This window comes from Paraburkholderia sp. BL17N1, from assembly GCF_003634175.1.
GTDB lineage: Bacteria > Pseudomonadota > Gammaproteobacteria > Burkholderiales > Burkholderiaceae > Paraburkholderia.
Window position 1 is genome coordinate 3,662,179 of the sequence record NZ_RBIW01000001.1, and the last position, 22,641, is coordinate 3,684,819.

The 22,641-nt window shown below is 63.8% G+C and carries 20 protein-coding genes; 8 read left to right on the forward strand and 12 right to left on the reverse strand.

The features are described from left to right. Positions 1–91: 91 nt before the first annotated feature. The 9 genes from B0G82_RS16520 to B0G82_RS16560 form a co-directional block, all read right to left on the reverse strand. On the reverse strand, positions 92–772 hold the full coding sequence (locus tag B0G82_RS16520; RefSeq protein ID WP_121307980.1) for a hypothetical protein: 681 nt from the start codon (positions 770–772) through the stop codon (positions 92–94). Beyond that, the gene (locus tag B0G82_RS16525) at positions 769–2,175 is read right to left on the reverse strand and encodes a selenium-binding protein SBP56-related protein (protein WP_121307981.1); all 1,407 of its coding nucleotides are present in this window, start codon (positions 2,173–2,175) and stop codon (positions 769–771) included. The genes B0G82_RS16520 and B0G82_RS16525 overlap by 4 nt, the downstream gene beginning before the upstream one ends. Before the next feature lie 308 nt (positions 2,176–2,483). After that, complete coding sequence (locus B0G82_RS16530; protein ID WP_121307982.1) at positions 2,484–3,362, reverse strand: ABC transporter permease; 879 nt, start codon at positions 3,360–3,362, stop codon at positions 2,484–2,486. Beyond that, a complete protein-coding gene (locus tag B0G82_RS16535; protein ID WP_121307983.1) occupies positions 3,359–4,189 on the reverse strand; it encodes an ABC transporter ATP-binding protein in 831 nt (276 codons plus the stop codon). Before B0G82_RS16535 ends, B0G82_RS16530 begins: the two co-directional genes overlap by 4 nt. A gap of 70 nt (positions 4,190–4,259) precedes the next feature. Further along, positions 4,260–5,312, reverse strand: coding sequence for an ABC transporter substrate-binding protein (locus B0G82_RS16540; protein WP_121307984.1), 1,053 nt, complete (start codon positions 5,310–5,312; stop codon positions 4,260–4,262). A gap of 47 nt (positions 5,313–5,359) precedes the next feature. Next, a complete protein-coding gene (locus B0G82_RS16545) occupies positions 5,360–6,268 on the reverse strand; it encodes a TauD/TfdA family dioxygenase (protein ID WP_121308728.1) in 909 nt (302 codons plus the stop codon). A 184-nt stretch (positions 6,269–6,452) separates the two neighbouring features. Beyond that, positions 6,453–7,031, reverse strand: coding sequence for a cytochrome c (locus B0G82_RS16550; protein WP_121307985.1), 579 nt, complete (start codon positions 7,029–7,031; stop codon positions 6,453–6,455). After that, positions 7,024–8,304: a sulfite dehydrogenase gene (gene soxC / locus B0G82_RS16555; protein WP_121307986.1), complete on the reverse strand. Its 1,281-nt coding sequence runs from the start codon at positions 8,302–8,304 to the stop codon at positions 7,024–7,026. Before soxC ends, B0G82_RS16550 begins: the two co-directional genes overlap by 8 nt. Continuing rightward, complete coding sequence (locus tag B0G82_RS16560) at positions 8,304–9,797, reverse strand: MFS transporter (RefSeq protein WP_121308729.1); 1,494 nt, start codon at positions 9,795–9,797, stop codon at positions 8,304–8,306. Before B0G82_RS16560 ends, soxC begins: the two co-directional genes overlap by 1 nt. A gap of 308 nt (positions 9,798–10,105) precedes the next feature. On the opposite strand from B0G82_RS16560, the gene B0G82_RS16565 reads away from it, so the two are divergent. The 7 genes from B0G82_RS16565 to B0G82_RS16595 all read left to right on the forward strand — a co-directional run bounded on the left by B0G82_RS16565 (position 10,106) and on the right by B0G82_RS16595 (position 17,975). Continuing rightward, the gene (locus B0G82_RS16565) at positions 10,106–11,173 is read left to right on the forward strand and encodes an ABC transporter substrate-binding protein (RefSeq protein WP_121307987.1); all 1,068 of its coding nucleotides are present in this window, start codon (positions 10,106–10,108) and stop codon (positions 11,171–11,173) included. Positions 11,174–11,190: 17 nt separating this feature from the next. After that, entirely contained in the window at positions 11,191–12,051 is an 861-nt protein-coding gene (locus B0G82_RS16570; RefSeq protein ID WP_121307988.1) for an ABC transporter permease, read from the forward strand. Between the two features lie 45 nt (positions 12,052–12,096). Next, entirely contained in the window at positions 12,097–12,969 is an 873-nt protein-coding gene (locus tag B0G82_RS16575) for an ABC transporter permease (protein ID WP_121307989.1), read from the forward strand. Between the two features lie 34 nt (positions 12,970–13,003). Beyond that, positions 13,004–13,888 (forward strand): ABC transporter ATP-binding protein, encoded by an 885-nt coding sequence (locus B0G82_RS16580; protein ID WP_121307990.1) that lies wholly within the window; start codon positions 13,004–13,006, stop codon positions 13,886–13,888. A 46-nt stretch (positions 13,889–13,934) separates the two neighbouring features. Further along, a complete protein-coding gene (locus tag B0G82_RS16585) occupies positions 13,935–15,308 on the forward strand; it encodes an LLM class flavin-dependent oxidoreductase (RefSeq protein WP_121308730.1) in 1,374 nt (457 codons plus the stop codon). 63 nt (positions 15,309–15,371) lie between these two features. Further along, positions 15,372–16,319, forward strand: a complete 948-nt coding sequence (locus tag B0G82_RS16590; protein ID WP_121307991.1) for a TauD/TfdA family dioxygenase — start codon at positions 15,372–15,374, stop codon at positions 16,317–16,319. A gap of 102 nt (positions 16,320–16,421) precedes the next feature. Then, a complete protein-coding gene (locus tag B0G82_RS16595) occupies positions 16,422–17,975 on the forward strand; it encodes a phospholipase D family protein (RefSeq protein ID WP_121307992.1) in 1,554 nt (517 codons plus the stop codon). Between the two features lie 81 nt (positions 17,976–18,056). On the opposite strand, the gene B0G82_RS16600 is transcribed toward B0G82_RS16595, so the two are convergent. The 3 genes from B0G82_RS16600 to B0G82_RS16610 form a co-directional block, all read right to left on the reverse strand. Then, entirely contained in the window at positions 18,057–18,887 is an 831-nt protein-coding gene (locus tag B0G82_RS16600; RefSeq protein ID WP_121307993.1) for a polysaccharide deacetylase family protein, read from the reverse strand. Further along, the gene (locus tag B0G82_RS16605; protein ID WP_116141479.1) at positions 18,884–19,999 is read right to left on the reverse strand and encodes a glycosyltransferase family 4 protein; all 1,116 of its coding nucleotides are present in this window, start codon (positions 19,997–19,999) and stop codon (positions 18,884–18,886) included. The genes B0G82_RS16600 and B0G82_RS16605 overlap by 4 nt, the downstream gene beginning before the upstream one ends. A 414-nt stretch (positions 20,000–20,413) precedes the next feature. After that, on the reverse strand, positions 20,414–21,031 hold the full coding sequence (locus B0G82_RS16610; RefSeq protein ID WP_121307994.1) for a DJ-1/PfpI family protein: 618 nt from the start codon (positions 21,029–21,031) through the stop codon (positions 20,414–20,416). Positions 21,032–21,194: 163 nt separating this feature from the next. Here B0G82_RS16610 and B0G82_RS16615 point away from each other — a divergent pair, with 163 nt between their 5' ends. Next, positions 21,195–22,529, forward strand: a complete 1,335-nt coding sequence (locus tag B0G82_RS16615) for a PLP-dependent aminotransferase family protein (protein WP_121307995.1) — start codon at positions 21,195–21,197, stop codon at positions 22,527–22,529. Positions 22,530–22,641: the final 112 nt, after the last annotated feature.

Here is a 22,641-nt window from a genome sequence, read left to right on the forward strand (position 1 = left end):
CGTGATGGGGCTGGCCGATGCGCTGCCAGCCGTATATGCGTTGCGCTGCGGGCTCATGCGGTTCGGCCAGCGAAAACGTACACACGCCCGCTCAAACCTCGCCGACCACCGCTGCGTTGAGCGCCAGCGAGAGCGCGCCAACCAGAACAAGACTCAACGCCCACACCGCATCCAGATTGAACCAGCTCCGCGATACGAACTTCAACCCGAGGTAACGATAGACCAGCCAGGCCAGAAAACCACCGGCAACCATCATCGCGCAGGCATGCACCCCCGAGACGAGCAGCGCCATGCCGAGATTCGCTTCGATCAGGGTTTGCGCGGCCCGATGCCCTCGATCCACGTCATAAGCGCTACACAGCCCGAGGTAGATCGGTACGAGCATCAGTCCGGCGCCGTGCGCAATGGCAACGGCGAATGACCACAGCGTGAGCCGTGACGGCGGAATTCGCACGAGGACACGCGGATGGCGCCGCCGGATCAGCAGAAACACGCCGAAGCCGATCACGAGCAGACTGGCGCCGACCTGTATCGCGCGTTGCCAGGCGAGCAGGACGGTCAGCATGGCGAACGGCAGCATCACCAGTAACACGGCCAGCACGTGCCCGACCGCGAGATAGACGAGCGCGCTGAACAACGCCCGCGCACGCCGCTCCATCAGTCCGCTCGACACGGCGAGTGGCCATCCCATTGCCGGGTTGATCCCGTGATAGAGACCGCTCGCCAGAATGGCCAGCCACAGGCCGGTCTGCGACCAGCCTCCCCCGATCAAATGCCCACCGACGGGTAACAGAACGAATCGGTCGAACAGTCTCCACCTTCGAGCCGGATCTGATGAGCGCGGTAGCCCTCCGGAAACGTCACCCAATAGTCGTCGGCCAACGCGAGGCCGCCGCCGGGTTCGGCCCGCGCCATGACCTGCGCCGCCGGCACGCCGTCCGGGTAGAACTGGTTGTCCCACGTCGAATAGAGCGAGTTGGTCCAGTAGACACGCTTGCCGTCGCGGCTGATCTCCACCATCTGCGGACCGCCCGCGAAGCTCTTGCCGTTCGTATGAGGCGTGCGCCGTGCGATCCCGCCGATATGAACTGATCCGGTAAGCTTCGGCTTGCGGGGTTCCGTCACGTCGTACTGGCGCATCTCGCCGGTGCCCCAGCAGGCGACGTAGAGGAATTTGTCGTCGATGGAAAGGTCGATGTCCGTCACGAGCGGCGGCACCGCACCGAAACCCTGCAGCAACGGCGGCAACTGTTCGGTGGCGGCGGGCTCGGGCGGAATGGTGGCGGTCTTCTCGATGTGAAACTCGCCCCCTTCGCGCCACCAGGTCCAGATCGAGCCTTCCAGATTCGTCGTATCGACCACCACGCCGATAAAACCGCACTCGCGGCTCGGATCGTGCGCGGGCCGCACTTCGAGCGCCATCTGATGGTTCGCGCCGAGATCGAGCGTCTGCACGTTGCGCCGGCCCCGCAGATCCCAGAAGTGGATCCGGTGCCCGTATTGGTTCGACAGCAGATCTTCGGGGACGATGCCGTTCTCGAACTGCGGCGGCAATGCCCATTCGCTCGACACCATATAGTCGCGCGGCAGGTTCCACCAGAAATCGTAGTGCTTCTCCTGCGACCCGCGATCGATCTCCCAGCGGCCCAGCACCTCGAACGTTTCGCAATCCATGATAAAGATACCCGGCGGCCCGTCGGTGCCATCTTCCCCTGCGCCGCCTAGCGTGCTGACGTAAATCCCTTCGGGCCCGCAGTGAACGGTATGCGGACGCGAGTAGCCGGTTTTGCGGAAAATCTCCTCGGGCTCGATGATCTTGTGAATCTTCGCCTGGGTCGGATGCGGATGGGTATCGACGATGTAGATGCGCGAAGAACGCATACCCGGAATGATCAGATAGCGCCGTTCGAGGAACGCGTGGCCGGTCAGCGGCGAAAGCGACGACGAGCAGGCATTCCAGCCGAAATGATGGAACTCGTCCCCCTTATACGGCACCGGCACGGTGTGAACCACCTGGCTGTAGGTGGGCGAGCCGGGCTTCACGTCGATCACGGCGAGCGCGTCGGGCTGCGAGAAGTCGAGGCTAAGAAGCACCGTGTACGCGTATTCTTCCGCGGGCGCATCCATGGCGAGTTTCGGTGACGCATGAAAGGTGGGATCTGGGCGCATACCCATGGCGAGCTCTCCTTGTCTAACCGGTTCGGGGCTAGGGCGTTCGTGTATTCACCGTCACCGACGGCGCGCGCGCCTTGTTACGAAACATCGTGCTCAATGAGATGCACGGCCCGTTGGCGGGAGACCGTGCGCAGCTTTAGATTGGTAGTCCACGGCGGCAGCGGGAGCAAGCGGGAGTTTTCGTCAACTTGCTTTGTGCGGCGCAGCGTGCGAGCAACGCAAGCGCCCTGCCGCACTATCGTACTCGCCAACGCGATGCGCCGCCGCTCGTCCCGTACGGCGTGCGCGCATGGCGCGCTGAAGCGCCCTCAGTGCTGCACGCCCCAGCGCCGCACGGTTACGCGTTCGAGCGTATCGAACACCAGGTGTTCGATCAGCAAGCCGATCACGATCACCGCGGCGAGGCCGGCGAAAACGCGGTCCGTATACAGCTCGTTGCGATTCTGGAAGATGTACCAGCCGAGGCCGCCGCTGCCTGAACTCGCGCCGAACACGAGTTCGGCGGCAATCAGGGTGCGCCAGGCAAACGCCCAACCCACCCGCAAGCCCGCCAGAATCGCCGGCAACGCCGCCGGCACCAGGATCAGCAGCACGTGACGCAGGCCGGTGAGCCCATAGTTGCGCCCCGTCATGCGCAGCGTCGCCGGCACCGACTGAAAACCGGAGTAGGTGTTCAGTGCGAGCGGCCAGAGTACCGAATGAACCAGCACGAACAACAGGCTGCCGGTGCCGAGGCCGAACCACAGCAACGCGAGCGGCAACAGCGCGATGGACGGCAGCGGGTTGAACATCGCCGTCAGCATCGACAGGACATCGCGGCCCAGGCGCGTCGACACCGCGAGCGACGTCAGCAAGAAGGCGAGCGCCGCGCCGAGCAGATAGCCGCGCAGCAGCACGGACATCGACACGGCGGTTTTTTGCAGCAATTCGCCGGACCACACGCCTTGTACGAACGCACTGAACGTCGCGCCGAACGTGGGCAGCAGCAGATCGTTGTCGATCGCGCGCGCGGCGATTTCCCAGATACCGATCAACACCAGCGCAATCAGCGTCTTGCGCAACCAGCTCTGCGCAAAGATGCGCTTGCCGAGCGGCAGTGGCGCTTCGAGCACGAGTTCGCCGAGCGGTTCGAGCGGACGCTCGTACTCGTCGCGAACCGGCGGCAGCAAAGTGGCGGGATAACTCATTGCCCGGCCTCCGTCTCGTCGAACAACAGGTGATGAATACGCGCGACGCTGCGCTGAAAATCGCTGCGTCCGAAACTGTCCTGCGAATATTGATGACTGTTGAGTTCCGCGCGCACACGCCCCGGATGCGGCGACAGCAACAGGATGCGATTACCGACCACCAGTGCCTCCTCGATCGAATGCGTGACGAACAGCAGGGTGAAGTTCACTTCGTCCCACAGACGCAGCAGTTCTTCCTGCATCTTGCGGCGAGTCAGCGCGTCGAGCGCGGCGAAGGGTTCGTCCATCAGCAGCACGCGCGGTTGCATCGCCAGCGCGCGGGCAATCGCGACGCGCTGCTTCATGCCGCCCGACAACGTATGCGGATAAGCACTGGCAAACGACGCCAGTCCGACCTTCTCCAGATAGTGCAGCGCCCGCTCGTTGGCCTCGGCGCGCGAGAGCTTCTTCGCGACACGCAGCGGAAAGGCGACGTTCTGCAGCACGGTCTTCCACGGCGGCAACTGGTCGAACTCCTGGAACACGACAATGCGATCGGCGCCGGGACCGCGCACGATCTGGCCGTCGAGCGAGATGCTGCCGGACGTCGGTTCGATAAAGCCGGCCACCGCCTTGAGCAAAGTCGACTTGCCGCACCCGGACGGTCCCAGCAGCACGAAACGGTCGCCGCCGTAGACGTCGAAACTCACGTCGTGGGTCGCGCGCACGATCCGCTCACGCGTGCGGTATTCGAGGTTGACGTTTTCGACCGCGAGCAGTTTCTCGCTGGTCGCCGGCGCGGCTGCTTCAGCCTGCTTCGGAAACAGCACGGTAGGATTGGCCACCATCAGATCGCTCCCTGTAAGCCGACCACTCGGGCCGTTAAAAATCCGGCGATGCTCGCGTATGCCTTCATGATCAGCTTCCGGTGGCGGTCGCCGGGTCGTCGAAGAAATAATCCTTCCAGGACTTCGGTTCGTTCCTGATCACGCCGACGCGATGCATGAACTGCGCGAGCCCGAACGTGTTCTGCGGCGCGACCTTGAACTGCACCTGCGGATCCTTGATGACCTTCAGCAGCAGATTGCGGTCGATCTTCGACTGATTCGTGCGGATGTAGATATCGGCCGCGGCATCGGGATTCGCCGTGATAAAGCGCGCTGCGTCGGCCAGTGCGTCGACGAATGCGCGATACGTTTTCGGATTGTTGTCGCGGAATTTTTCCGTTGCGTACAGGACGGTCGCGGAACTCGGGCCGCCCAGCACGTCATAGGAATTCAGCACGATGTGCGCCTTCGGATTGCCCGCCAGTTCCTGCTCCTGGAACGGCGGATTGCCGAAGTGGCCGGTAATTTCCGTGCCGCCCGCGATGATCGCTGCGGCCGCGTCCGGATGCGGCAAAGCCTGCGTGAACTTGTCGAGGCGGCTGTAATCCTTGTCGCCCCAACGCTTCGCCGCCGCGTATTGCAGCACGCGCGATTGCACCGACACGTTGACGGCCGGCACTGCTATGCGGTCTTTCTCGGTGAAGTCGGCAATCGTCTTGACGTCGGAATTGTTGCTGATCAGGTAATACGGCAGATTGCCGAGCGACGCCACACCCTTCACGTTCTGCTTGCCATGCGTGCGATCCCAGATGGTCAGCAAGGGGCCGACGCCCGCGCCGGCGATATCCACCGCGCCGGAAAGCAGCGCGTCGTTGACGGCGGCGCCGCCCGAGAGCTTCACCCAGTCGACCTTGATATCCAGCCCCTGCTTGCGCCCTTCCTTCTCGACGAACTGCTGATCGCGCGCCACGTTCAGCAGCAGATAGACGATGCCGAACTGTTCGGCCACGCGGATCTGCCCTTCGGCATGCGCGGGCACGGCTGCGCCGAGGCCGGCCACCGCCGTCGACAAAGTCAGCAACGTCGCGGTTAAACGGTGAGCGAAAGACGACCGCGCAGCGGTCGGGCGAAACATGGCGAGCATCGGAACTCCGGTCAGCGTGTGATGGTAATAAGCGGGCTACGTTGCCGTTAAAACGGCACGTCGCCTTCAATCGTCGTGCGATACAGTTTGCGGCGCAGATGATCCGGCGTGCCGGCCGCGAGATGCATCAACGAGCGGTTGTCCCAGAACACCATGTCGTGTTCGGCCCATTGATGCCGGTACAAATGTTCCGGCCGCACGCTATGCGCGAAGAGTTCATCGAGTAATTGCTTGCTCTCGTCTTCGGGCAAACCGATCACGCGGGTCGTGAAATGCTCGCTGACAAAGAGCGCCTTGCGCCCGGTCTCCGGATGCGTGCGCACGATCGGATGCACCACCGGCTTGACCTGCGCAATCTGCTCGGCGGAGAGATTCGGGCGCCACGGGCTGCGTTTTTGCAGTTCGGCGTACTTCGCGAGATACGTGTGTTCCGCCGAACGTCCTTCTACGGCGGCACGCAAATGCGCGGGCAGCGTGTCGTACGCCAGATGCATGTTGGCGAACAGCGTGTCGCCGCCTTCCGACGGCAATTCCTGCGCGTGCAGCAGCGAGCCGAGGCTCGGCTTCTCCTTGTACGACAGGTCGGAATGCCAGTAGTGACCGGCGTCGCCGAGACCAATCGGCTGGCCGTTCTCGACGATGTTGGAAACGATCAGCACTTCCGGATAGCCCTTCAACTGGAACTGATGCAGCACATGAATCTGCAACGGACCGAAGCGGCGGCTGAAGGCGATCTGCTGATCCGGCGTGATGCGCTGATCGCGAAACACCAGCACGTGATGATCCAGATGCGCGCGGTGAATGCGGCGGAAATCGTCGTCGCTTAGTGGCTGGCTGAGATCGAGGCCGAGCACTTCAGCGCCGACGGGGCCGCCGAACGCGCGAATTTCGATGGGCTGGGTCTGATGAGCGTGGCCAGTCTCACTGGCGGCGGTGGATGCAGAGGCAGTCGTCACAGGAAACTCTTGGTCGAATCTGTTCGGAAACGCCGGCAAGGGCGCAGTCAGACGAATTTACCGGCACGCGCGCGCCTCGACAACGAAGCAAATCCGATACCGATATCTGCTGCAGTGATAAACCCGATGCTTTAACGCGCTGCGGGCACCCGGCCGGCTCCAGATGGGTTCCCGCGAGGCCCCGTCAAAGCCGCCCAGGACGCGGATCGGCGACGAAACCGTCGCGATTGGGCATGACCACGCGCGGCAGCGACGCCGCGTCGAGCCGCGTATTCGCCGGCACGATGCCGTTCTGGTTGAGCAGGAACGCGCTGAGCGCGTACACCTCGTCAGCGGAAAGCGATTGGGGCGCGGTGTAGGGCATGGCGCGGCGGATGTAGTCGAACAGCGTGGTCGCATACGGCCAGTAGCTGCCCACGGTGCGTTTCGGCTTTGCGCTCGTCAACGTGCCCTGCCCGCCTATCAGCTGATCGCCGAGGCCGCCCTGGCCCTGCGCGCCGTGGCACGCCGCGCATTTCGCGGCGAAGATGCGCGCGCCCGTGGCGACGTCGCCGCTGCCCGCCGGCAGGCCGCGGCCGTCCGGCGCGATGTCGATGTTCCACGCCGCGAGGTCTTGCGCCGTGAGCGGCGTGCCGATGTCGTGGTTCGCCGGAGCGTTGCGCGCTGACGGCGCCACCGATGAACACGACGTCAGCGCCGTCAGCGACAGCAACGCGGCCAGCGCCACGCGAGCGGGCTTGCACCTCAAACGTGCCTCACGCATTACGCACCTCGCCGTTTGCCTCGACGCGCCATTGCTGGATCGCGTTGTAGTGATATTGCGAGTTGAGACCGCGCGCGGCGACGAGCTCAGCGCGTGTCGGCTGCACGTAGCCGGTCGAATCGGTGGCGCGCGAAAGAATTGCCGCCGCGCCGCCGTCCCAACGCCAGTCCGCTTCGAAGCGCGTCAACGCGCGATCATGAAGCGCGCCGACCAGCCGCGCGGCGCGCCACGTCGTGCCGCCATCGGTCGAGACTTCGACCTTGCGGACCGTGCCGCGTCCTGACCACGCGAGGCCGGTGATCGGGTAATAGCCGTGCGTGGTGAGACGGTGCCCCGGCGACGGCCGCGTGATCACCGACTTCGCGTCCATCTCGAACGCGAACTGTCGCGCGGTGCCGTTCGCAAGCAGGCTGGTGTACTTCGAGGTTTCCTCGCGCGTCTGCAACGGCGCGTCGACCACCTTCAGCCGGCGCAGCCACTTGACGTTGGTATTACCCTCGAAGCCGGGCACGATCAGCCGTAACGGATAGCCGTTCTCCGGGCGCAAGCGTTCGCCGTTTTGCCCGTAGACCACGAGCGCGCGCTCGAGTATCCGTTCGAGCGGCAAACTGCGCGTCATGGCAGCGGCGTCGGCGCCCTCCGCCAGCAACCAGCCGCCCGCTGTTCCGCTTTCGGAGACCGATACGCCGCCCACTTCTTCGAGCAGGGTGGAAAGACGCACGCCGGTCCATTCGCAGCACGACAGCAGTCCATGCGTGAGTTGCACCGGCATGCCGCTCGGCCCGTTCCATTCATTGCCGGTATTGCCGGAACATTCGAGAAAATGAATGCGCGATTCGGATGGCAGGCGCAGCAGATCGTCCATCGTAAAGAGTTTCGGCGTCCGTACGAGTCCGTGAATCGCCAGCCGGTGCTGATCGGGGTCGATGTCGGGCACGCCGCCGTGATGACGTTCGTAGACGAGACCATTGGGCGTGAGCGTGCCGTGCAATTCGGCGAGCGGCGTCATCGACGAAGCCGCGCCGGGCAGCGGCCACGCGCGTGCGCTGCGGCGTACGACATCCGCTTCGTGCGTCGACGGCACACCGTATGGATGCTCCAGGATGGGCGCGCCGGGCACGCGGCTCGATGGCGCGACCTCCAGCGGCTTGAGCAATTCGCTCGCTGCCGCGGCGTGGGAGGCGACGAGGCTGCCGAGCGCCAGACGGCCCAGCACACGACGGCGAGCACGCGACGGCGGCGTCGAATTTGGTTGGGCGATACGCGAGGACATTAACGCGTTCCCGCCAATGCAGGCTCGACGTCGTAATCCTCGCTGTCGATGTCATAGCCCGACGGCTCCCACCGGATCACCAGCAACGTGAGCAGCGAACTCAGCGGCGCGATTGCGATGAGCCAGAACACCTTCGTGCCGAGCGCGGCGGCGAGCACCGGAAAGAGAAACAGCGAGACCGTCGATGCGGAACGCACCAGCGTCTGATTGAAACCCACCCCGATGCCGCGCAACGACGTGGGATAGCTCAGCGACGCATACGTCATCGAATGGGAGCCGGGTCCGAAACCTTGCCCGAACAGATAGCCGCCGAGCAGCAGGATCGCCACTACGACAAGCGCGCCGCTACCGGGTTTGCCGATCAGCGCGAGGCCGATTAGCGAGGCGAACTGCAGCGTGTGTCCGAGCACCGTCATCTTCCATGCGCCGACCGTCGGCGCGGTGCGCACACCGATCAGCCCGCCGACGAACGCAAATGCCAGGTTCAGGGCCAGCGCGGCGATGATCGTGGTGAGCGGTCCTTGATGAAAGAAGCTGGTAATGATCACCGGCAAGCCGAAGATGATCGCGTTATAGCCGAACGAAGAAGCGCTGCCGATCACCGCGGCGAGAATCGTGCGGCGGCGATACGTTGCGTTGAAGAGCACGCCATAGTTGCGCCATGAAGCGGCGCGCGGCGCTTTGACCGGCGCGTCGTTTTTCTCGACCACGACGTCCACGCCATACGTGCGTTTCAGGATGCGCGCGGCTTCATCGAGATTGCCCTGATTCGCGGCCCATACCGGCGATTCGCTGATATAGCGGCTGCGCACCAGAATGATCGCGATGGCGGGCACGGCACCGAACGCGAGCGTCAGACGCCACAGCCAGCCAAGCTGATGCTCCGGCAGAATCGCATAGAGCCCGAGAATCAGCAGATAGCAGGTACTCGTGGCGGCATACCAGGCGGGGCACCACGCAGCGACGCTGGCCGCTTTGTTGCCCTTGCCCGCTACACGCGAGAACTCGGCGAGAAACGCCATTGCCACCGGCAGATCGAGACCGACGCCGAAACCCATCAGAAAGCGCGCGCCGCCGAGCACCCACGCATTCGGCGCGAGGCCCGCCGCGATTGCCGCGACCACGAAGAACAGCATGTCAGCCATAAAGACACGATAACGGCCGATGCGATCGGTCAGGTAGCCGCCGAACAGCGCGCCAAGAATCGCCCCAAACGTAATGGCCGATGAAACGAAGCCCACCTGTACTGGCGACAGCGCAAACTGGCGCGCGATGTCCTTGATGCCGTAAGCAAGCGAGGTCAGATCGTAAGCATCCAGAAAGACGCCACCGAGCGCGATTGCAATCACGATGCGCGCATTGCTGCCCTTCGCGGCGCCGGCATTGACGATGCGTGAAACGTCTTGCGCGCTGCGGATGATTGCGGGCCGCGCCGCGCTGTCAGCGGGCGTTTGGGTGTCGACGCTGGTCGACGGAAAGGCAACAGTGGACATGATCCGGACTTCGCATGAATGGCTGAAGCGTTGCATGGTAGCCATTCGCTACACGCCGGCAAAACGACGAATTCAACTATGCAAATCGGGATTTCCGCGCTTGCCTGGTGGCGTGGCATCCATTCGCGCTATCGGCAGCACGGTTCGCACTTCCGCAGATTTTCTTATCTGCAATGATTGGTTGGATTCGAGCGCACGCGAATCTAACGTGTAGTTCCTACGGCCGGCGACCCGGCGGCCGGCGCGCCGGTTAACCGCCAGCCCGAGCTTTCACACCCGTTCCCCCACTCATCGATTGGTATCTGCGCATGCGCTATTTCCGTCTGCTGAAGTCTTTCGTCGCCGTGGCGACCCTCTCGCTTGCCGCGGTTCACGCCCATGCCGACAAGCCCGCGGTGATCCGCATCGGCGTCGCGCAGCAAGGCACGGGAGATCCGCCCACTTTCGGCGGCTCGCCGGCGGCGACCGTGCAATTGCAGCAGTCGCTCGAAAAGGAATTCGCCGCCGACGGCATCAAGGTCGAGTGGCTGTTTTTCAAAGGCGCCGGCCCGGCGGTCAACGAAGCAATCGCCGACAAATCGCTCGACTTCGCCTTTCAGGGCGATCTGCCCGCGGTGCTCGCCCGCGCCAACGGCCTGAAAACACACTTGCTACTTGCTTCGGGCGTGCGCACCGGCATCAAGGTGGCGGTACCGACCGATTCGGATGTGCATTCGATCAAGGACCTGAAAGGCCGGCGCGTGTCGATCTTTCGCGGCACCAATCTGCAACTCGTCGCCGACAACGCGCTCGCCGCCAATCAGTTGAACGAACGCGATCTGCGCGTGATCAATCTCGATACAGCGAGTTCGCTCGCAGCGCTGGCCTCCAAGGGCATCGACGCGTCGGTCAACGATTACCACGTGTACAAACTGCGTGATCAAGGCCTCGCGAAAGTGGTCTACGAATCGCAGAACGACGGTCCGCAGTTCACGCGGCAGGCGCATCTGCTGGTGGTCGACGACTTCGATCATGCGCATCCGGATATCGTGCAGCGCGTCGTCAACGTGTTCGTGCAAGGCGCCCAATGGTCCTCCGACGAAGCCAACCGCGATGCGCTCTTCAAGCTGTGGGCAAAGAGCGGCGTGCCCTATTCGTCGTGGCAGGCCGAGTTCGCCAATCAGAAGCTGAAGGACCGCAACTCGCCGTTGATCGATCCGTTCATCGTGGGGCGCTACAAAGCGGTTGCGACGGATGCGCTGAACCTCAAACTGATCCGCCAGCCGGTCGAGGTCGATGGCTGGTTCGAAACGAAATATCTCGACAACGCGCTGCGCACGCAGAAACTCGACCACTACTGGACGCGTTACGACGCCGCCGGCAAACCGCTCAGCTAACTACCGGAGCGATCACGATGAGCGAAACCGCAATCCACGTCGAGCGCGAACGGCTCGCGCCGCCCGGTACGCCGCAAACGTCGCACGTTCCGCTGTTTCGTGAGCCGCGCCTGCGCGCACTCGCGTGGCGCCTCGCTCCGTGGGCGTTGCCCGCGCTGCTGTTCGCACTATGGGCCGTGGGTTGTGAGCGCGGCTGGATCGCGCCGCAGATTCTGCCGCCGCCTGAGCGCGTGTTCGAGACACTGGTCGAGTTGGCGAGGAGCGGCGACCTCGCGCGCAATACGCTGGTCAGCCTGCAACGCGTGCTGCTCGGTTTCGGCGCGGGCACGCTGCTCGGCTTTGCGCTCGGGGCGGCGCTGGGGTTGTCACGCACGCTCGAAGCTTATGTGCTGCCGAGCTTCAATGCGCTGGTGCAGATTCCAGTGCTTGGGTGGCTGCCGTTTTTGCTGTTGCTCGTGGGCGTGGGCGAGCCGCTCAAATACATTCTGATCGCGCACGCGGCGCTCGTGCCGGTCACGTTGAGCACGCTGCAAGGATTCCGCCAGACACCCGCCGCGTTGAATGAAGTGGCGCGCGTGTTCGAGTACAGCGGCCGGCAACGGATCGTCTATCTCGTGCTGCCTGCCGCGGTGCCGACGCTCGCCACGGGCGTGCGGCTCGCGTTCACCAAGGCCTGGCTCGCGCTGGTGGTCGTCGAACTGGTGGCGTCGTCCGAAGGGCTCGGCTATCTGATCGTCTACGGGCGGCAACTCTTTCAACTCGATCTGGTGATGGCGTCGGTGGTCGTGGTCGGCGCAATCGGTTATGCGGTGAATCGTGCGCTCGATGCGCTCGAAGCGCGCCTGCGCCGCAGACAGCCATCGGCATTTCGCGAGTGATCGCATGAACGACACCCACATGGCGCCACACGCGAGGCCACTACGATGAAGCTCTTCAAGCGTTCCAATCAGCCCGAACAGTCCGCCGGCGCAGCCTGCGATTGCAGCGCGCCTGCTTCCTTCCGGCGCGCGGCCCAGCCGCGCCGCCCGTTACTGACACGCGTCGACTGGCGCGGCGCCGTCTTGCCCGTCGTCGCGATCGCGATCTGGTGGGCCGTCTCAGCAGCGCACGTGAGCAAAAGCGGATTGCTCGTCAGCCCGGCGCAGGTTCTCGCCACCGCATGGCAGCAGATCGAGAGCGGCGCGCTGTTGAAAGCGCTCTCGGCGTCGCTCGCGCGCGAGGCGAGCGGCTTTGTGATCGGTACGCTGGGCGGCCTGCTGCTCGGCAGCGTGCTCGGTTTCTCGCGGCTCGCCACACGCATGATCGGACCGAGCTTCGACACCTTCAAGCAGATCTCGCTGTTTGCGTGGATCCCGTTGATTTCCGTGTGGTTCGGTCTGGGCGACGTCGCGAAAGTCGTGTTCCTCTCGCTCGCCGCGCTTCTGCCGGTCACCGCGCACACTTGCGACGGCATCCACGCTGTGCCGCGCGCCTATATCGAAGTCGCTCGCGCCTTTCGTTACTCGCGATGGCAGCTCATTCGCGCCGTGATTCTGCCGGCCGCGCTGCCGTCGATTTTCACCGGCATCTATCTCGCCTTGATCTATTCGTGGCTCGCCACGCTCGGCGCCGAATATCTGTTGGTGGCCGGCAGCGGCATCGGCAATACGCTGATCGACGGCAGCGAGCAGTTCCGCATGGATCTGGTGCTGTTCGGCGTGATCGTGATCGGCGCGACGGGCTGGGCGTTGAACGCGCTGGCGCGCGCCGTGGAGCGGGCGATCTTTGCGCGCCGGTTCCACCCGGCCACGCGCTGAACCTGTAGACGAACATCCACTCTCCGGACCGCTCATGACTTCTTCCACGCTTTCCGACAGCATCGACATTCTTCACGTCAGCAAGCATTACGCGCAGCAAGGCGGCACGCCGCTCGCGGTGCTCGACGACATCAGCCTGCGCGTGCGCGCCGGCGAGTTCGTCAGCGTGCTCGGTTCGAGCGGTTGCGGAAAATCCACGCTGCTGCGATTGATCGCGGGACTCGACACCGACTATAGCGGCGACATCGTCGTTGCTGGCGACAAAGTGCGCGATACGTCGCTCGAACGCGGCATCGTGTTCCAGGATCACCGGCTGTTTCCGTGGCTCACGGCGTCGCAAAACATTCTCGCCGCGCTGCGTAACGCGCCGCTTTCCGCGCGCGACAAACGCGAAGCCGTGGCCGAACATATCGACATGGTCGGGCTCAAGGGCTTTGAAAATTCATACCCGCATCAATTGTCCGGCGGCATGGCGCAGCGCGTGGCGATTGCGCGCGGTCTCGTGAATCGTCCGCGCGTGCTGCTGCTCGACGAACCGTTCGGCGCGCTCGACGCGCTCACGCGCGGCCGTTTGCAGAACGAGTTGCAGCGCATCTGGGAACACGAACGCATCACGATGATCCTCGTCACGCACGATGTGGACGAAGCGCTTTACCTCGGCGACCGCGTCGTCACGATGGCGCCGCGGCCGGGCCGCATCAAGCGGATCGTCGATGTGGCATTGCCGCGCCCCCGCGAGCGCAACGATCCCCGCTTCATCCGTTTGCGCGACGAGGTGCTGGCCGATTTCGCCGAGCACGACGGCACGCGACGCGAACCACGCAATGAGCGCGCTGGCCACGATGACGACGAGCCGCACGACGGCACGCGCATTCCGGCAGCGAGTCCGCCGATCACGGAATGGCGGCTCGCATGGTGAGGCACGCGCTCTCCCCCACACACAACGAATCTTCATGGAGCAGACGATGAGCGGTGAAACACAGCCGAAGCGGCAGATCAGACTGGGCGCCTTCCTGATGGAGACGGGCCATCACATCGCCGCATGGCGGCATCCCGATGCTCATGCGAGTGGTGGGCTCGACTTCGCGCACTACGCGGAACTCGCGCAGATCGCCGAGCGCGCCAAATTCGACGCGATTTTTTTCGCCGACAGCGTGAGCGTGCGCGACACCAATCTGCCTTCGTTGTCCCGCACCGCGCGCGCCGATCATTTCGAGCCGTTGACCTTGCTGTCGGCGCTCTCGGTCGTGACGAAACACGTCGGCCTGATCGCGACGGTCTCCACCACGTTCAACGAACCCTATAACCTCGCGCGCAAATTCGCCTCGCTCGATCATCTGAGCGGCGGCCGTTCGGGCTGGAATCTCGTCACGTCGAGCACGGAATCCGAGGCGCTCAATTTCAGTTTCGAGCGCCATCCGGATCACGCGGTTCGTTACGAACGCGCGCGCGAGTTCTACGACGTGGTGGCGGGCCTGTGGGACAGCTGGGAAGACGATGCGTTTCTGCGCGACAAGGAGAGCGGCGTCTACTTCGACCCGGACAAACTGCACGTGCTCGGCCATGCGGGCAAGCACTTCAAGGTGCGGGGGCCGCTGAACGTCGCGCGTTCGCCGCAGGGCTGGCCAGTCGTCGTGCAGGCCGGCGCGTCCGAGGCGGGGCGCGAGCTCGCCGCGCAAACTGCCGAGGTGATCTTCGTCGCGCATCAAACGCTCGAGGAAGCGCAGTCGTTCTATCGCGACGTCAAAGGGCGTCTCGCGAAATATGGGCGTGCGCCGGATCATCTGAAGATCATGCCGGGCATTTTCCCGATTGTCGGCCGCACGCAGGAGGAGGCAGAGGAGAAATTCGCCGCGCTGCAGGACCTGATTCATCCGACCGTCGGTCTCTCGCTGCTGTCGAATATGTCGGGCGGTGTCGATCTCTCGCAGTATCCCGTCGACGGCCCGTTGCCCGAATTGCCGGAAACGAACGGCGGCAAGAGCCGTCAGCGGCTGCTATTCGACCTTGCGCGGCGCGAGAACCTGACCATTCGCGATCTGTATCTGCGCATCGCCGGCGCGCGTGGGCATCAGCAAGTGGTCGGCACGCCAAAGAGCATTGCGGATCAGTTGCAGCAATGGTTCGAAGAAGAAGGTGCCGATGGTTTCAACATCATGTCGCCATGGTTGCCAGGCGGCTTGACGGAATTCGCCGAACTGGTCGTGCCTGAGTTGCAGCGGCGCGGACTGTTCCGCACGGAATACGAGGGCAGCACGCTGCGCGAAAACCTGGGGTTGCCGCGCCCTGTGAATCGTCATGTGTCAACGAAGCAGCAAGTAGCCGCCATAGCGAGCTGATCGAGCGACGGCATATGTTTTCTTCACAAAGACAGCAGGACATCAGGACGTCAGGAGCCTTTCATGAATGCAGCCGCAGTGCAGGACATCGAGTCGATTCAGGTCACGCCGCTTGCCGCGCATATCGGCGCGGAAATTCATGGTGTCGATCTCACGCAGAAACTGGACGCGCGCCAGATCGCGGAGATTCGCGCGGCGCTGTTGAAGTGGCGCGTCGTTTTCTTTCGTGAGCAGTTCCTCACGCATGAGCAGCACGTCGCGTTCTCGGCGCAGTTCGGCGAACCGACCTTGGGGCATCCGGTGTTCGGTCACGTGGACGGTCATCCGGAGGTCTACTCGATTTCGAAGTACCGCAAAGCGACGCGTTTCGAGGGGCAAACGCTGCAACGACCCTGGACCGGCTGGCACACGGACGTGACGGCCGCGCTCAATCCGCCGTGGGCGTCGATCCTGCGCGGCGTGACGATTCCGCCTTACGGCGGCGACACGCAGTGGACCAACCTGGTGGCGGCCTATCAAAAGCTTTCCGCACCGCTGCGTGCGTTCGTCGACGGTCTGCGTGGGCTGCACCGTTTCACGCCGCCGGCCGGCCAGAGTGGCACGGAGGCGTTCAACCAGGCGGTCGAGCAGCGCACGCTCGTCACCGAACATCCGCTGGTCAGGGTTCACCCGGAAACGGGCGAGCGGGCGCTCTATGTGAGCCCGAGTTTTCTGAAGTCGATCGTCGGCGTGAGCCCGCGCGAAAGCCAGGTGTTGCTCGAACTGCTGTGGGAACATGTGACGCGGCCGGAGTTCACCGTGCGCTTCAAATGGGAGGCCGGCAGCGTCGCGTTCTGGGACAACCGGGCGACGGCACATCTCGCGCCCACGGATATTTTCGACCTCGAGTTCGACCGGCAACTGTATCGCACGACGCTCGTCGGCGACGTGCCGGTTGGCCCGGACGGCGCGCAATCGGTGGCGATCGAAGGCTCACCGGTCAGTGCCGCCGCAGCGGTCGCGCTCAACTGAGACCGTGCTTGTGTCGAGGCGGCCGCACGGTCCGTGCGCCGCGCTCGACGTGCCCCACGCTTGCGGCTATCTTACGGATACGCACGATCGAAGGGCACAACCATGGCGACGTTCCGCGGTCTCGTTGCAGTCTTGCTGATCACGCTGGTGTCCGCCTGCGCGAGCTTGCCGCCGCAAACAGGCCGTACCACGACGCACGCACTGACCGACACGGACAGCACGCGTCTCGCCACCGCCTTCATCCCGCAGGAGCGCGAGCATCCCGACGACAGCGCGTTCCATCTGCTGCCCAATGGCGTCGACGCCCTGCTCGCCCGCGTCGTGCTGGCTGAGACAGCCGAGCGCACGCTCGACCTGCAGTACTACATCTGGCACGACGATCTGACCGGCCGCCACCTCGCCAACGCGGTGCTCAAGGCCGCCGATCGCGGGGTCAGGGTTCGCGTTCTGCTGGACGATCTGGGCACGGGCGCCGACGACAAAGTGCTGCTCGCCATCAGTTCTCACCCGAACATCGAAGTACGGCTCTTCAATCCGATCGCCAGCCGCAGCTTCAAGAAGCTGGGTACCGTGCTCGAATTCAGCCGGGTCAATCGGCGCATGCACAACAAAGCGCTGATCGCGGACAACCAGGCCGCGATTCTCGGCGGCCGCAATATCGGCGATGAATACTTCGGCGCGTCCAGCGAGGTCGACTTCGGCGACCTCGACGTGCTGACCTTCGGGCCCGTGGTCCATAAGGTCTCGAATGCCTTCGACGAATTCTGGAACTCGGATGCCGCGTACCCGATCGCCAGCCTGACCGGACATGCCGCCGAGCCGGACGCGCTGCCGACCTATCGCGCGAAGCTCACTGCGTTCGTCGCCGCCGAGCACGATTCGGCCTACGTCACGCAGGTGAGAGCACGCCTGCGCGACACGCTGCAGGCGCGCGACACCGACTTCTCCTGGGGCAAGGCGACGCTTCTCTACGACGATCCCGCCAAGATCACCCGTTCGCCGGACGACCCGCAGGGACATCTGCTATCGCAACTCAATGCATTGAGTATCGAGCCCGCGAAGGAAGTGCTGATCATCTCGCCGTACTTCGTCCCCGGAAAAAAGGGCGTGGCATGGATGCGCGCGCAGACGCGGCGCGGCGTGCGCGTCACGGTGCTGACGAATTCGCTCGCCGCCACCGACGTCGCCGCGGTTCACGCCGGATATCAGCGCTATCGAAAGGATCTGCTCGACGCCGGGGTGCATCTCTATGAATTGAAGCCTGCGCCGGACGAGGACGCCGGCGAGAAGAAGAAATCGATTCTGGGTTCGTCGAAAGCCTCGCTGCATGCGAAGACCTATGTGTTCGACAGGACCAGCATCTTCATCGGCTCGATGAATCTCGACCCTCGGTCAATCACGCTCAATACGGAAATCGGCGTGTACTGCGAAAGCGCCCCACTCGCCGCGCAAGTCGCGGACGGCGTCGAGCCGAAGCTGGATCAGCTCGCATGGCGGCTCGAAACGCGCACGAATGCGAACGGCACGAGCCGGATCGTCTGGATCGACACCGCGCCGGACGGCAAGGTCAGCGAACTCGACGAGCCCGGTGTGTCGCGCATGAAGCGCGTCGGCATCTGGTTTCTGGGTTTGTTGCCGATCGAGTCGCAACTGTGAAGAAGCGGCCCGGCATGGGGCGTCATAGCAGCAGCGGGCCCAGGGAAAGAATCCTGCGGCGCAGAGCAAGACTCCAGCGCGTTACCGTTTGATCTTCAGATACGCGCGGCTGATCGCGGGCCGCGTATGCACCCACAACCGCGAGGCCAGCCACGAAGCCGGCCTGTCGCGCACTTCGAGGCGCGTGATGGAGCGCGCCGCGCCATCGTCGCGTCCCGAATAGTTCGAACCCGCCTCGCATGTGTAAAAGTGCCGGAAGCCGGCCGCAGCCGCGATGCGCCGATAGTCCTCGTCGTGGTATCCCTGCGGCCAGCACAGATGATCCGACACGGCGCCCAGTTTTTGCTCGAGCGTAGCGCGCGCGCTGGCGAGATCGCGCGTCAGCCCGGCGCACTTTTCCTCCGCATTGGCGGACACCCGATCCCACCGCACGTGGCTATGTGTATGACTGTGAAATTCGAACGTGCCGGCTTCACGCATCGCATCGATCTCCGACCAGCGAAGAATCGCGTGATCGGGTTCACCGTTCTCGATCGCCACCTCGCCCTCGCGATGATTGAGCAAGGCCGGCAGCGCGCCGCCCGATCGCGCGTGCGCACGCACCGGGCCTTCGCCGATCCAGCTCGTCACCAGAAAGCACAACGCGGTCAGTCCGTGAGCCTGGAGAACTGGATGCGCGTGCACCCAGTTGTCGAGATAGCCGTCGTCGAAGGTCAGCACGACGGCCTTCCTCGGCAAGGGCTCGCCCGCCAGATAAGCCGACAGTTGCGCGCTGCCGATGGTCGTATAGCCCGCGCCGGCCAGATACGCCATTTGCGCGGCAAAGTGTTCCGGCGAGACGGTGATCATGCCTGGCGACGTGCTGATGTGGTGATACATCAGCACGGGCACCGCGCGCGCGAACTTCGTCATGCCGCCGCCCGCCCTTCACCGTAGTAAGCGCGCCCGGCATAGATGCCGCGCATGTAGCAATCGATGGTCTCGTTCGCCATGGCGTCCACTGTGAAGCGGCTGTCGGTCTTCAGACGCGCGGCGAGTCCCAGGCGCGCGCGCAGCGGCGCATCGTCGATCAGACGCGCGAGCGCGCCGCGCAGCGAATCGACGTCATGCGCCGGCACGAGCAGGCCATTCACGCCGTCGTCGATCAACTCGGGCACGCCGTCCACGCGCGTGCCGATCACCGGCAAACCCACCGCCATCGCTTCGATAAACGATTGGCCGAGCGCTTCCTGATGCGTCGGCAAAACGAATAGATCGCAGCCGCGCAGCACGTTGGTCACGTCGGTGCGAAAGCCGAGCAAGTGAATGCGATGCGCGAGGCCCATGCCGTCGACAATCGCCTTGATTTTCTCGAACCACACGCCGTCCCCCGCCATCACGACATGCAGATTGGGGCGCTCGGCCAGCATCGGCGCGACGGCTGCGATCAGATCCTCGTGGCCTTTCTTCTCGCGCACGATCGCCACCATGCCGGCGACTACCGCGTCGGCGTCCAGTCCGAGTTCATCGCGCAAGGTGGAGGAGCCTGCCGTTTCCGGCTTCAGGATGCCGTCGTAGATCGTCTCCACGCGGTCTTCCTGCACGCCCGCGGAGATCAGATAGTTACGCACGTGATGACTGACCGCCACTACGCGATGGGGAATCCAGTTGTACGTGGCAAGCGACGTGATTGGCAGCGCCAGATGCCGCGTGCGCACGATGAACGGCGTCCCCGCGAGCCGCCCGGCCATGCCGGCGACGAGGCTGTCATGGCCGCTGTGCGTATTCAGCACATCAAAGCGGCGACGCGCGAGCAGCGCGCGGATCGTGAGCATGGAACGCAAATCGGCGCCGGCCCGCATACGCGCGTGATGCACGGCAAAGCCATCGGCACGCGCGCGCATGCCAAGACGCGCGTCTTCCGGACACACCAACTCGACGTGATGACCCAACGCCCGCAACGCGATCATCTCCTTGAGCGTGCGAACTTCCTGCCCTCCCCACCCCCGCGACGACTCGCTGTGGAGAACACTTAATGCTTTCATGCGCTGCTGGCCTTCCGGACCCTTCCTGCGAACGACGAGCCGGTTTGTAATCGTTGGTAATATTTACCCCGGACTGCTGCGAACCTGGGGGAAACGCTGTGTTTATGGGAGGAAGCGAATTAGAAGTTGCGCCGACCCGGTACGGGTGACGTCCGTGGTAAACGGACTGGCATGACTTCTCGTTGACACGTAACTTTCAAGTTGTGGCTGGAGTATTTCGGTAGCGTCCGCTTTTGTAAATAGCCAAACATACCGATGGGGACGGTTTGAATCGGCGCAAACGTTGTCGCGGAACGAGTGTTGGTTTTTTGTGCAGTCCGCGGGCGGAACGCCGCGGTCTGCAACGCGATTTAAATGGCGGGTTTCATCACAGGAATGTTCAAGGGGACCGCGCAGGCGGTTTCCCTCGCTCGCTCATGCCGTCTTCAGGTTCGCTTCGAGGAACGGCGTGATATGCCCCATCGCGCGGGACACGTAGTCCTCTTTCTCTCCGACGGGCGCGACGTAATGCAACGCGCTCGCCACTGCATCGATACCCTCCAGCCGGGCAATGACCCAGGCAGCGAGATAAACCGCGGCCAGACACCCTCCGGCCGTCGCGATGTTTCCGCTGACGAAAAGGGGCTGATTCAACACGGCGATTCCGGCTTCCTGAACCCACGGCTTGGTCGTGAGATCGGTGCATGCCGACACGCCGTCGAGCAGCCCCAGCTTCGCAAGAACCAGCGTACCGGAACATTGCGCGCCCAGCAGCTGTCTGGATGGATCGAGTTGCAACTGCGCCATTAGCGCAGTATCGGCAACGACTTCGCGCGTGCGCACGCCGCTGCCCACGATCACCGCATCGGCATTGCAAGCCTCTTGCAGCGTAGCCTGCGCTTCGATGACCAGGCCATTCATCGACTTGACTCGCGCGGTGGGACAGGCGATCGACACCCGCCAGCCCGGTTTCTTGACGCGATTGAGCACGTTGAGTGCGATAAGCGAGTCGAGTTCGTTGAAGCCTTCAAAGGTAAGAATGGCAATGTGCATGATGTCGTCCGTGAGCCGAGGGGCGCGTACTGTTCGTCGCCGTTTCATGAGGCTACGCCAATGAAAGCCGGCCAGTCCCACGACGGCGCAAACAGAGTTGCGATGTGCCATCCTATGGCCGAGAATCAATACAATCAAATAATTGTCATGGATACATTAGCGCATGCCGACGCCCCGCTACAAATTGCTGGTCGACAGAATGGCGAGCGACATTCGCAGCGGACGCCTCGCGCCCGGCACGCGCCTGCCGACTCACCGCCAGCTCGCCTCGCGAGAGGGACTCGCGCTCGTCACCGCGTCGCGGGTTTACGCCGAGCTGGACGCGATGGGATTGGTCAGCGGCGAAACCGGCCGTGGCACTTTCGTACGCGAAATAGCCTTGCCTGCGCGCCTGGGCATCGACCAGCATGCCGGCGACGCGGGGCTGGCGGACCTCAATTTCAACAATCCGTCGCTTCCCGGCCAGGCCGAACTGCTCAGAAGCGCGTTGCGCCAGCTCGCGTCCTCCGGCGACCTGGATGCGCTACTCCGTTATCAGCCACATGGAGGCCGGACGCATGAACGCGAGATTGTCGCGCGTCACCTGTTGTGCCGGGGACTCGCCGTCGAAGGCGCTCAGGTCGTGATCGTAAACGGCGCGCAGCATGGTTTGACCGCAGCCGCTCTGGCGCTCCTGAAGCCCGGCGACGTGGTCGCGGTCGACGCATTGACCTACCCGGGGTTCAAGGTCCTCGCCGAAACGATGCGGCTCGAACTGGCGCCGATTCCGGTTTCGGAGTTGGGCCCCGACCTGAACGCGCTCGAACGCTTGTGTCGAAGCAGAAAAGTGCGCGCCATCTACACGATGCCGACACTCCATAACCCGCTAGGCTGGGTCATGAATGCGCAGCGTCGGCACGAACTGGTGTCGATTGCCCGCCAGCACGGGCTGCTCATTATCGAGGACGCCGCGTATGCCTTCCTCGCGGACAACCCGCCGCCCCCGTTGGCGGCGCTCGCCCCTGAAACGACGGTGTACGTCTCGGGTCTGTCGAAAAGCATCGCGACCGGCCTGCGCGTCGGATTTGTCGCCGCGCCCGATCGCTGGGTCGCACCTATCGAACGTGCTATTCGGGCCACCACCTGGAACACGGCCGCCGTGATGACCGCCATTGCCTGCGGCTGGCTGGACGACGGCACGGTCACACGTCTGGAGTCAGAGAAGCGTCGCGATGCGGCGGTCCGCCAAACGATGGCCGCCGAAGTTCTCGCCGGACTGCGGCGTGTTTGCCATCCCGCGTCCTACTTCGTCTGGCTTCCTCTCGCGGAAGAGGTCCGCGCCGACGTGGTGGCGATGGCGCTTGTGCGCGACGGAATCTCTGTCTCGACGGCGGAGCCTTTCTCGACTTCGGAGCATGTACCCCACGCGATTCGCGTGGCGCTGGGCTCGGTTGATTTGCCCGTACTCCGCGAGTCGCTGGAAAAGATTAAAAGCGTGATTGCCTCTTACACGTATTGACGCGGCGACTGGCCACCGTCGTGCTTTCGACCCGGTGGCATACCCGCGAGCCCACGCCGTCGCTTCAATACAACGGCGATGCGTGGCGGATTGGGCAGGAACAATAGCAACG